13 protein-coding genes are annotated in these 11,054 nt (G+C 58.7%); 7 read left to right on the top strand and 6 right to left on the bottom strand.

Annotated features, from left to right (window positions below; translation table 11 throughout):
* Window positions 1-44 precede the first annotated feature (44 nt).
* Window positions 45-878, bottom strand: coding sequence for an AraC family transcriptional regulator (locus tag A3754_RS15015; RefSeq protein WP_231880643.1), 834 nt, complete (start codon window positions 876-878; stop codon window positions 45-47).
* A 209-nt stretch (window positions 879-1,087) separates the two neighbouring features.
* Here A3754_RS15015 and A3754_RS15010 point away from each other — a divergent pair, with 209 nt between their 5' ends.
* Together A3754_RS15010 and A3754_RS15005 are read left to right on the top strand one after the other, a co-directional pair.
* Window positions 1,088-2,044 carry a triacylglycerol lipase gene (locus A3754_RS15010; RefSeq protein ID WP_063520347.1) on the top strand — a complete coding sequence of 319 codons (957 nt, stop codon included), beginning with the start codon at window positions 1,088-1,090 and terminating at the stop codon, window positions 2,042-2,044.
* Window positions 2,045-2,103: 59 nt separating this feature from the next.
* Window positions 2,104-3,108 carry a lipase secretion chaperone gene (locus A3754_RS15005; protein WP_063520346.1) on the top strand — a complete coding sequence of 335 codons (1,005 nt, stop codon included), beginning with the start codon at window positions 2,104-2,106 and terminating at the stop codon, window positions 3,106-3,108.
* A 144-nt stretch (window positions 3,109-3,252) separates the two neighbouring features.
* Here A3754_RS15005 and A3754_RS15000 read toward each other — a convergent pair whose 3' ends face one another.
* Window positions 3,253-3,777, bottom strand: coding sequence for a hypothetical protein (locus tag A3754_RS15000; protein ID WP_063520345.1), 525 nt, complete (start codon window positions 3,775-3,777; stop codon window positions 3,253-3,255).
* 266 nt (window positions 3,778-4,043) lie between these two features.
* Between A3754_RS15000 and A3754_RS14995 the strand changes: the two genes are divergently transcribed.
* A complete protein-coding gene (locus tag A3754_RS14995) occupies window positions 4,044-5,306 on the top strand; it encodes a 6-phosphofructokinase (protein ID WP_007151519.1) in 1,263 nt (420 codons plus the stop codon).
* Between the two features lie 290 nt (window positions 5,307-5,596).
* Here A3754_RS14995 and A3754_RS14990 read toward each other — a convergent pair whose 3' ends face one another.
* Window positions 5,597-6,001, bottom strand: a complete 405-nt coding sequence (locus A3754_RS14990; RefSeq protein WP_063520344.1) for a VOC family protein — start codon at window positions 5,999-6,001, stop codon at window positions 5,597-5,599.
* 184 nt (window positions 6,002-6,185) lie between these two features.
* Window positions 6,186-6,605, bottom strand: a complete 420-nt coding sequence (locus A3754_RS14985; RefSeq protein ID WP_063520343.1) for a DUF1090 domain-containing protein — start codon at window positions 6,603-6,605, stop codon at window positions 6,186-6,188.
* A gap of 166 nt (window positions 6,606-6,771) precedes the next feature.
* Here A3754_RS14985 and A3754_RS14980 point away from each other — a divergent pair, with 166 nt between their 5' ends.
* The 4 genes from A3754_RS14980 to A3754_RS14965 are packed head-to-tail and all read left to right on the top strand — an operon-like array spanning window position 6,772 to window position 8,747.
* On the top strand, window positions 6,772-7,395 hold the full coding sequence (locus tag A3754_RS14980) for a DUF2459 domain-containing protein (protein WP_063539253.1): 624 nt from the start codon (window positions 6,772-6,774) through the stop codon (window positions 7,393-7,395).
* Window positions 7,396-7,440: 45 nt separating this feature from the next.
* Complete coding sequence (locus A3754_RS14975; protein WP_063520348.1) at window positions 7,441-7,770, top strand: helix-turn-helix transcriptional regulator; 330 nt, start codon at window positions 7,441-7,443, stop codon at window positions 7,768-7,770.
* A 13-nt stretch (window positions 7,771-7,783) separates the two neighbouring features.
* A complete protein-coding gene (locus A3754_RS14970; RefSeq protein WP_063520341.1) occupies window positions 7,784-8,332 on the top strand; it encodes an SRPBCC family protein in 549 nt (182 codons plus the stop codon).
* Window positions 8,325-8,747 (top strand): VOC family protein, encoded by a 423-nt coding sequence (locus A3754_RS14965; RefSeq protein WP_063520340.1) that lies wholly within the window; start codon window positions 8,325-8,327, stop codon window positions 8,745-8,747. Before A3754_RS14970 ends, A3754_RS14965 begins: the two co-directional genes overlap by 8 nt.
* Here A3754_RS14965 and A3754_RS14960 read toward each other — a convergent pair.
* Window positions 8,744-10,060, bottom strand: coding sequence for a uracil-xanthine permease family protein (locus A3754_RS14960; RefSeq protein WP_063520339.1), 1,317 nt, complete (start codon window positions 10,058-10,060; stop codon window positions 8,744-8,746). The genes A3754_RS14965 and A3754_RS14960 overlap by 4 nt on opposite strands.
* Window positions 10,061-10,114: 54 nt before the next feature.
* Window positions 10,115-10,741: a uracil phosphoribosyltransferase gene (gene upp / locus A3754_RS14955; protein ID WP_063520338.1), complete on the bottom strand. Its 627-nt coding sequence runs from the start codon at window positions 10,739-10,741 to the stop codon at window positions 10,115-10,117.
* Window positions 10,742-11,054: the final 313 nt, after the last annotated feature.

Below are 11,054 nucleotides of genomic sequence, written 5' to 3'. Positions count from 1 at the left end.
GGCAAGGGGCTACAAGGTGAAGAGGCTGCGCAGCGGAATTCACCTCAAGCCTGCTCGCCAGGCTCTCCCGCCCCGACCAGCACCCGGTTCCTGCGCGAATGGCCGAGCATGGCGGAAGGGGACATGCCCAGCATATTCTNAAATACATGGGACAAATGGGACGAATCGGAAAACCCCGCCGTCAGCGCCGCATCCGTGAGCGAACTGCCCATGGACATCATCGTCGAGGTCACAAACAAGCGGTGCCACAGGCGGTAGCGGCGGATAGGGATCCCGGTGGCATCCTTGAATACGCGCTGCAGACGCGCCCCTGACAACCCCACCTGGCTGGCAAGATCCTCATTGGAATAATTCTGTGCCGGGTCCGAACGGATCAGCTCGATAATGCGGGCAATGCGGGCATCCGGCCTGAACCCTTCTACCTCGGTACTGGCTGCGGGGAAAAGCAGACCCGCTAACTGCCCATACACTTCATCGGCATCCAGGCTATCGCGATATGCCTGCTTCAGTACCGACAGCTGCCTGCCCTGCAGCGAAGAATCAGAGTAAAAGCCGGGCTCGCGCCATTGCATCAAACGCTGATGAAACAAATAATCCCGGCCCAGCGGATCCAGAAAACAACAGGCAATCTGCTTTCCCTGCGGATCAGCGGTAAACGAGACACCGGCAGGCAACAACAGCGTTCGAGCACGAAATCTCTCTCCGCTTACGTCAAGCAACACGTCATCTTCCAGGCCAAACAACAGGGTATGCGCCCCGGCTGAAAAAGTAATACGGCTGCCGAGATAGCCCACATAGAGCGTTCTCAAACGCCACAGATACAACGTGGAAGGTGGCACGTCGGCTTGTTCATTCAGATTATTATTCTTGTCTTCCATATTTTTTCTCGACTGAAAAACAGTCTTTGCAGACTTACTGCATCGAATCAGTAGTGCCTGTGAATCCCGTCACAGTGCGCCAAAAACCCGATTCGACCACGCCCCATTCCTACAAGTCAGTATCACCAAACCTTCCTATAGTCCAGTCGTCGACAAACAAAACCAGCAGCCATGGCGCCGGCTGCATTCTAATAAACAGGAGAAAAAACATGTCGATCATCGCCCGTGGCCTGATCATGGCCACCGTTCTGATATTAAGCACCAGCCAGGCCCATGCCTGGTCCTGGTTCGGAAAAGACACACACTACGCCGACACCCGCTACCCCATCGTTCTGGTGGGTGGCATCATCGCGTTCGATGACATTGCCGGTATCGATTATTTCTACGGTATCGCCGATGACATGCGCGACTACGGTGCGGATGTGTACGAAAGCAACGTCAGTGCCCTGCAAAGCAATGAATACCGTGGTGAAGAACTGATTACCCAGATCGAAAACTACCTGGCCGTCACCGGGGCGCCAAAAGCCAACCTGATCGCTCACTCACAGGGCGCCCCCACCGCCCGCTATGTGGCAGCAGTGCGCCCGGATCTGGTAGCGTCGGTTACCTCCGTGCACGGTGAGAACCGCGGCACCCGGGTTGCCGATATCATTCGTGGAGTACTGCCTGAAGGCAGCGTATCGGAAGGGCTCGCCGACATGATCGCCGGGGGGTTTGGCGCCCTGTGGGAAATGGCATCCGGCGGCCCCAATGCCAATGACCAGTCCGCCACGGCAGTACTCGCCGATTCCACCACCGCAGGCATGGCTGCGTTCAATCAACGCTACCCCCAGGCCATGCCCAGCTCTGCCTGTGGCACCAGCGGCCAGCATTCCGTCAATGGTGTGCGCTACTGGTCCTGGGGCGGTACCGGCGTGCACACCAACCTGCTCGACCCGTTCGACAGCCTGCTGGTCACCGTCACCCAGTTTGCCTTCCCTTCCGGCGTCAAGCATGACGGTGTATTGCCCCTGTGCGGCATGTACCTGGGCAAACCCATTCGCCACAACTACCGCCACAACCACGCGGATGCCATCCGCCAGCTGTTCGGCCTGATGGGGTGGGAAACCGACCCGAAAACGTTATACCGCAATCAGGCCAACCGCCTGAAAAACGCTGGCCTGTAACGCAACCATCCCCGCAGGGACCGGCTTTCCTGCGGGGCAATCCGGATCGAGACAAGACCATGACACGCACACTTGCACTTCTGGCCACCGTCTTTGTATTGGCCACCGGGGTATTCTGGGGGCTCAAACGTATTCCTGTACCCCAGCATGCTCAACCGGCACAACAGCAACCCGATGCGCAGGCCAGCCACACCCACAGGCCGGCCACCGAGTCACCCGGCATTGCCAAACCGGCGTTCTCCGACGCACTGGCCAATACCTCCTTATCGGGCACACAGGTTCCCGGCAAACTCATGACCGACTCACAGGGTCACCTGATCGCAAACAGCAGCAGCAAGGCGATCATGGATTACTTTCTTTCCCTGAGTGGAGAAATGCCGGACGCGACAATCCGTAAACTGATGGAGCAATGGGCACGACAAAACGCCGGCGCCATCGCCGCTGCTGACCTGCTTGACCTGCTTGACCGCTACCACCATTACCGCACCGCATTCGCCAGCGGCGATTACGCCGCCCATTATTCCGGTAATGGCGATGACGACATCCGCCGTAAACTGCAAATGCGTCAACAACTACGCCAAGAGACCTTCGGCGCCGATACCGCCAATACCCTGTTCGCCGACGAAGATCGCTACGACCGGTTCAGCCTGGAGCGGCACGACATCATGACCTCAGACCGTTCCGATGAGGAAAAGACGGCAGCCCTGAGAGCCCTTCGCAGCACCCTTCCGCAGGCGCTGGCAAAGCAATACCAGCAGCAGTATGACCTGCAGCACCTTCCGGCCCGGGAACAGTCGATGAAACAAGAGGGAGCCAGTGCCGAGGAGCTGTATGCATTCCGGCAGCAGCAATTCGGCGATGCCGCCGCCCTGCGTCTGCAGTCACTGGAGGCAGAGCGTCAGGCCTGGCGACACCGTTATCAGAATTACACGCAGCAGCGAGACCAGATCAATCACGCCGCCCTGAGCAGCGACGACAAAAAAGAACAGCTGGATGCCCTGCGAGCTCGCCTCTTTAACGCCAGCGAGCAGCAACGTGCCGCCGCACTGGATCGCCTCAATTAATCAGCAACGCGGCAGAATGGCCCGACTATCCGACAGCGCCTACATAACCGGCGGGCAGGCTGAGAGAACGAAAGGTTATTGCGCTCCCTCATTCGCTGTTTTGCCAGTACTGCCCGGACCACTGGATCAGATGCCGACTGCCACTCAGCCTGGGCCCGTCACCACCTCAGGCAACAACAGCACCACACCCGCATAACTGGCTACCAGCAACGTCATGGCCACCCCGAGCCCAAGGAAGGGCCCCACATTCAGGGAGCGATGGTAGATAAAACTCTGCGCCGCCAACTGCCAGCTCACCAGCACCAGATACAGCAGCTCGATCGCGCTCAGCGACTGCTCCATGCTGGCATTCAGCGCCAGCAACGGCAGGCTCAGGAGGGTCAGAATCACATCCACCCCCACCAGCGACAGAGCGGTCTGCAACCAGCGCCCCTGCAGCCCCTTGAACGATAGCAACAGGCCTGTGCCCGCCAGCACCACCGCCAACGACAGCAACTGGCTGCTCACCAACACGCCAATGGGCAATGCGGTCTGCAGGCTGCCCACCAGTAGCTGCAACACAAACCAGCCGGCCAGCACCAGCGCCAGCAACGATGGAGANTACGGGGCATTCTCCGGGCTGGCACGAAATATGGCCAACCGCCAAAACAGGGTCATCAATACAGTCATGGATCCTCCGGGCCGCTATTCTTTCAGAGCCGGGGAGAAACAGCTACTAGCGACGAGCGTCTAGCTACGAGAAAACATAAAACCACTGCCGCTATTCCTCCTCCCCCCGCTTAATATCGCGGGCACAGCGCAACACGCAGGCACCTACCCATCCCGCGTCTCGCAGCTGGAAGCTCGTAGCTTGTCTTTGTTTCGTCCGACAACTGCAGGTGTGTTTCATGGCCTGCTTCGCTAGAATGCACGCAAATTGAATCAAGGGGTCTCACATGGCGCGTAAAAACGCTTTCTACGCTCAGTCCGGCGGTGTCACCGCCGTCATCAATGCTTCCGCTGCCGGCGTCATCGAAGCCGCCCGGGAAAACAAAGATGTCATCGGCAAGGTTTATGCCGGCCGGAACGGCATCATCGGCGCACTCACTGAAGAGCTGATCGATACCAGCAAAGAAAGCAAAAGCGCCATTGAAGCGCTCAAGCACACCCCGGGCGGCGCCTTCGGCTCCTGCCGTTACAAACTGAAAGACCTGAAGACCTCCCAGCGCGAATACGAGCGCCTGATCGAAGTCTTCAAGGCACACAACATCGGCTACTTCTTCTACAACGGTGGTGGCGATTCCGCCGACACCTGCCTGAAAGTCTCCCAGCTGTCGGAGAAGATGGGTTACCCGATTCAGGCCATCCACGTACCCAAGACCGTGGACAACGACCTGCCCTTCACCGACGTGAGCCCCGGCTTCGGCTCCGTGGCCAAATACACCGCAGTGAGCTGCCGCGAAGCCGCCCTGGACGTGGCCAGCATGTGCGCCACCTCCACCAAGGTGTTCGTGATGGAAGTCATGGGCCGCCACGCGGGCTGGATTGCCGCATCCGCCGGCCTGGCCAAGGAAGACGCCGATGATGCGCCGCACCTGATCCTGTTCCCGGAAATTGCTTTCGACAAGGCCGCCTTCATGAAGAAGGTGGACGCCACCGTCAAGAAAGCCGGTTACTGTGTCATCGTGGTATCCGAAGGCGCCCGTTACGAAGACGGCACCTTCCTGGCCGACGCCGGCAACACCGACGCCTTCGGCCACAAGCAGCTGGGCGGCGTGGCGCCAGTCATTGCACAGATGGTGAAAGACGAACTGGGCTACAAATACCACTGGGCGGTGAGCGACTACCTGCAGCGGGCAGCACGCCACATTGCCTCCGCCACCGACGTGGAGCAGGCCTACGCCGTGGGCCGTGCCGCGGTGGAATTCGCCGTGGCCGGCAAGAATGCGGTCATGCCCACCGTGGTTCGCAAGGACACCAAAAAGTACAGCTGGACCATCGGCGAAGCCCCACTGAAGAAAGTCGCCAACGTGGAAAAGAAAATGCCGCGCAAGTACATCAGCAAGGATGGCTTCGGCATCACCCCTGCCGGCCGCGCCTACCTGGAGCCGCTGATTGGTGGCGAGTCCTACCCGCCTTTCAAAAACGGCCTGCCGCAGTTCGCCAAGCTGAAACTGGCCCCGGTGGCCAAGAAGCTGAACGACGCCTTCGAGGTGTAAGCCACACCTAAGCCACACCCCGCAACGAAAAACGCCCCGCATCGCGGGGCGTTTTTATTCTACTCCAGATTCACGCCTTCACCCCCCCTGCAGGAGTTCCCTTCCAGGGGACGAACCGTGCGAAGCACGGAATCGATCGAAGGTCGGTCAGGGACTTCAGGTTTCAACAAACTGAATGAAGGCATGAGGTGAACCTACCCCGTTTCCCTCGCCTGGGCTCGGGTTCGTCCCCTGGAAGGGAACTCCTACAGAGGGGCTTCGTAGCTCGGACAGGAATCGGGGAGCCAGCACTAGCCCTCCATCGCCGCCATGTCCATCCACATCATTTCCCATACATGCCCGTCCGGGTCCGCCAGGTTGCGGTTATACATAAACCCCAGATCCTGAACCGGGTTGATATCGGCAGTGCCACCGTTCTTCGCAGCGGCCGCATCCACCGCATCCACCGCATCACGACTATCAAAGGAAAGCGCCAGCATCACTTCACTGGAAGAGGAAGGTGGAATCGGCCGGTCCGTAAAGGTCCGCCATTTGTCGTGGGTCAGCAGCATCACATGGATCGCTTCGCTCCACACCATGCAGGCAGCCGTCTCGTCAGTGAATTGCGGGTTGTTCTCAAACCCCAGTGCAGAGTAAAAGTTCATGGCTACCGTCAAATCCGCCACGGGCAGGTTCACAAAGATCATTCGAGTCATGGTGCTGTCTCCTTGATTAGTCATTAGGGGGTCCTGGCACAATGTGCCTTCATGATCTAATCGATTGGCTTCCCTTCCCGTGGCGGCGAGACGCACAACCGCCCACCAATGCCACGTTTTTTATAAGCCAATTAACCAGAAAAGCCCCGCCTTCACAAATGGCGGGGCCCTGGTACGCGATCACTCAAAATTCGGACAAGGCCTTCTGCAAGGCCTCCAGCTCTGCTATCTCGTCCGCTATCTTTTTCTGGTACTTGGCGACTTTTTCCTCGTCACCATCAGCCCGGGCCTCGTCCAGATCTTCCTGATAGTCCAGAAGATCACTTCGCGATTCTTCAATATCGTCTTTTAATTCCTGGCGCAGGTAGTCATCCGTGCAATGGTCCCGGGCTTCGGCAAGGGCTTTTTTCAACCCGGCGACCTTATCTGCATTGGCCTGCTTCTCGGCGTAATCTATCTGCGTTTCAATCTCACAGAACTTCCGTTCACAGCCGACCAGGCCATCGCAACGGGAAGAGGCCACCACTGATGCTGAAAGTGAGCCAACCACTAACGCGGTTAACGCGGGTACCGTGAATGCAAATCTGGTTTTCGATCTGTCCATTATCTTCTCTCCCTGAATGGCCCGTGGGTATCGGTTAATTCCAGTCCGGTCTTGCCGCGGGCAGGTATTGACCGTGCCGAACCCGGCTTTGCCGGGTTTATTGACGTTACAAGATCGCGCGCCGCTTGCACATGATTGCCATCAGATCACCGGCTACACTGGGGCCATGATGCGTTTTGCTGTAGTGATGCTTGCGGGGCTGCTGTCGTTACCGGGCGACAGCCCGGCCGATGACAGCAAGGTGACCGTACTGGTAGTACGCCATCGCTGGCATACCGGTATTGCCTTCCCTGCGGAGCAGCTCGATCCTGCACTGCAGTTTCTCCCTGCCTATTTTTCGAAACCCGCCTACTATGAAATGGGTTGGGGTGATGATGCCTTCTACCGCCAGGACAACAGCACCTGGCGACTGGTCCGCGCCATGTTGTGGCCAACGAACAGCGTGCTGCATGTGGTCGCACTTGACCGGCACCCCGAAACGCTCCCCCACGGGGATATTCAGCCGCTGTGCGTCAGCAGGATGCAACTGGCAGCGCTGCAACGGGCAATCGCCAACGACTTTGTGCTGGACGATAACGGCACCCCCATCGACGCTGCCCCCGGGCTGTATGGCGACAGCCGTTTCTTTCCTGCGCACGGTACCTTCTGGCTCGGCAATACCTGTAACAGCTGGACGGCCCGGCGACTCACCGCTCTCGATATTCCCATGGGCTACCTGACGCTGACCGCCAACGGCGTCATGCAGCAACTCACCGGACGCACCGCCTGTCGGGAACCCGGCCATCATTAAACAAAATGGTTGAACATTCATTCCCGCACCTATAAATTCAACCTTATGGTTAAACAAAACGATCAACATCTGGATGCTGTTTTTGCTGCTCTTGCCGACCCCACCCGGCGGGCCATGCTGCAACAACTGGAACAGGGCCCTTGCAACGTGGGCGAACTGGCAGAGCCTTTCGCCATGTCATTTGCTGGCGCCTCCAAGCACGTCAAAGTGCTGGAGAAGGCCGGGCTGCTTATCCGGGAGGTGCAGGGCCGAAGGCACCATTGCCGACTCAACGCCGCCCCCATGGCGGAGGCAGACGCTTGGCTACAACGCTATCGGGTGTTCTGGAACGACAAACTGGACGCGCTGGAACAGGCGCTCAAGGACGGAGACTGACAGGAGGTTTGTGATGGAAACCGATGTACGATTCGACGACGCTACGACCCTGACGATAGAACGCACCCTGCCCGGCCCCATTGAGCGCGTATGGGCCTACCTGACCGACCCGGACAAACGCGCTCGCTGGCTGGGTGGCGGCACCCTGGGCGAGTTTGTGGGTGGCGCAGTGGTGATTCATTTCCGTCATCAGGATTTGTCAGAGGATATCCAGCCGGCCCCGGACAAGTACAAATCCATTGAAGGTGGAGCCACGCTGACTGGCATCATTACCCGCTTTGAGCCACCCCATGTGCTGGCCCATACCTGGGGTGACAATGAAGGCGAAGTCACCTTTTTCTTGAGCGCGCAGGGCGACCAGGTTCATTTACGGCTTACCCACCACCGCTTGCCCGCTGACGAAAACACCCGCATCAGTGTCGCCAGCGGCTGGCACACCCATCTGGGCATTCTGGCCGAAGAGCTGAACGGCCAACCCCGCTCGTCCTTCTGGCCAACACACACACAATGGGAAACGCACTATCAGCGCGTTTTGCAGGAAAGCGAGGCCCCGCATGACTGACACGCTAACCGTGCAACTGATGTTTCAGGGCCGGGCCAACGCGGCCCTCGATCTCTACGACAGCGCTATCGCTCCGTTAGAGCTGCTGAGCCGAACGCTCTACGGCCCGGACGAGATGGGTGAAAACGGCCAGGTGAAAACCGCCTGGTGCCGTATCGGCAACGTGCGGATACACTGTTTTGACAGCCCTGTGCCCCACGACTTTGATTTCACCCCATCGACCTCGCTGTGTCTTGCCCTGAAGGACAAACAGGCAGTAGCCGACACCTTTGCAAAACTGGCAGACGGCGGCACCGTGCTGATGCCCCTGGACAGCTATGACTTCAGCCCCTGGTTCGGCTGGGTGCAGGACTGCTTCGGGGTGTCATGGCAATTGTCTGTCACCGCACCCGGTGACGCGAAGGAAAATGTCTAGGAACGGTCATCACGCCCGTTTTTACGGGCGTGCTCCAGCAAGTCCTCCACGTATTCCTGCTCTTCATGCAGGTCGTCCGTGACGGGCGGAGCATGGGGCAAGACCTGATTCAAAAACACCGCCACCAGGCCACACAGACTGATGCCCTGCAAGGTAAAGTCACCGTTGCCCATGACCATGCCACCGATACCGAAAATCAGCGTAACCGCCACAATCACCAGGTTGCGCTGAGCGTGCAGGTCCACCTGCGCCTTGATCAGGGTATTCATGCCCACACTGGCAATCGACCCGAACATGAGAATCAGAATGCCGCCCATGACCGGCGTGGGGATGCTTTGCAGCAGCAGGCCGAACTTTCCGATAAACGCCAGCAGGATGGCGAAAATAGCCGTCCAGGTCATCACCACCGGATTGAACACCCGGGTCAGCATCACCGCGCCGGTGACTTCCGAGTAGGTGGTATTGGGCGGTCCGCCAAACAGGGCCGCCACCATACTCGCCACGCCATCGCCAGTAAGCGTGCGATGCAGGCCGGGTTTGCGAATGTAGTCCTTGCCGGTCACGTTACTGATGGCCAGCACATCGCCCACATGCTCAATGGCTGGCGCCAGCGCCACCGGCACCATAAACAGGATGGCAGGCCAGTAAAACGTGGGTGCAATAAAGGTCGGCACTGACAACCAGCTCGACTGACTCACCCCGGAGAAATCCACCATGCCCATGGCCAGGGCGGTCAGGTAACCCGCCATCACGCCACACAGAATCGGTAGCAACCGAAATAAACCATGCCCCAGGGTGGCCACCAGCATGGTGGTCAGTAGCGACACCATGGAGACCAGCAGGGCATCCGCGTACGGAAACATCTGCAGTTCACCGTTGCCGGACATGCCCATGGCAAAGTTCACCGCCGTGGGCGCCAGGCTAAGCCCGATGACCATAATGATGGGGCCGGTGACCACCGGCGGCATCAGGCGGTGCAGAAAGCCCGGCCCCCGCCACTTCACCAGTGCACCCAGAATCACATAGACCACAGCGGTACAGAACAACGCCCCCATGGTGGCCGGCACGCCCCACTGCTGTACCCCATGGGAAATCGGTGCCACAAAGACAAACGAGGACGCCAGGAAAACAGGAATCGAACGGCGAGTAATCCACTGGAACAACAATGTGCCCAGCCCCGCGGTAAACAGCGCCACACTGGGATCCAGCCCGGTCAGTAACGGCATTAATACCATGGCCCCAAAAGCCACAAACAGCATCTGCGCGCCGATGAGGATGATTTTCCAGTTCCAGAATCCGCCGGCCTGACTCATGTACAGCTCCTGATTTGTGATTGCCTGTGGCTTAGGCCACCGGGCGATACCCGGTTATTTGGTCCCGAAAATCTTGTCTCCGGCATCTCCCAGGCCCGGCATGATATAGCCCTCTTCGTTCAGCCCCTGATCCACCGAAGCGGTGTAAAGGGAGACATCCGGGTGCGCCTCCTGGACCTTGCGAATACCCTCCGGGGCTGCCACAAGTACCAGGGCACGAATCTGGGTACAGCCGGCTTTTTTCAGCATATCGATACAGGCCAGCATGGAGCCACCAGTCGCCAGCATCGGGTCGATCACCAGCGCCATGCGCTCGTCGATATCGTGGGCCAGCTTCTCGAAATAGGCCACCGGCTCCAGGGTTGCCTCATCCCGGTACACACCCACCACGCTGACCTTGGCACTGGGGATCAGTTCCAGCACGCCATCCAGCATCCCCAGTCCGGCCCGCAGAATCGGCACCACGGTGATTTTCTTGCCTCTGATGCGCTGGGCCGGCGCCTTGCCCATCCAGGTATCCACCTGATAATCCTCCAGCACCAGGTCGCTGGTGGCTTCATAGGTCAGCAGGCTGCCCACTTCCGCGGTGAGCTGGCGGAAACTGCGCGTACTCAGGCTTTTCTGGCGCAGCAGGCCGAGTTTGTGTTTTACCAACGGGTGATGGATTTCGTGGACACTCATGGCTGCAGACTCCTGGAGACAAGCTAAACGAGGGCACGGATCATTCCGGCAATGGCGATATTGTGACGGCTACAGCGAAAATGTCACCGGTGCACACGCTGTCCCGCACCGGGCTATCCTCACTAACCAGGCAGTGCTAACGTCAAAGAAAAGAAAAACAGGGAGAAACCGTGAACAAAACCCTTGCCGAAATGAGCCAAAAAGCGTTTGTTTATGAGTGTGCCAGCCGCGCTCTCGCAGCCAGTTTTTCCAATCCCGCAGCCAAACCCTCCATCGCCAGCATGGTACGCGACGCGGAAAAACTCTGGGAGGA

This window comes from Alcanivorax sp. HI0083 (assembly GCF_001635175.1).
Note: the sequence above shows the minus strand (reverse complement) of the source record. Positions and strands in the feature narration are given on the sequence as shown.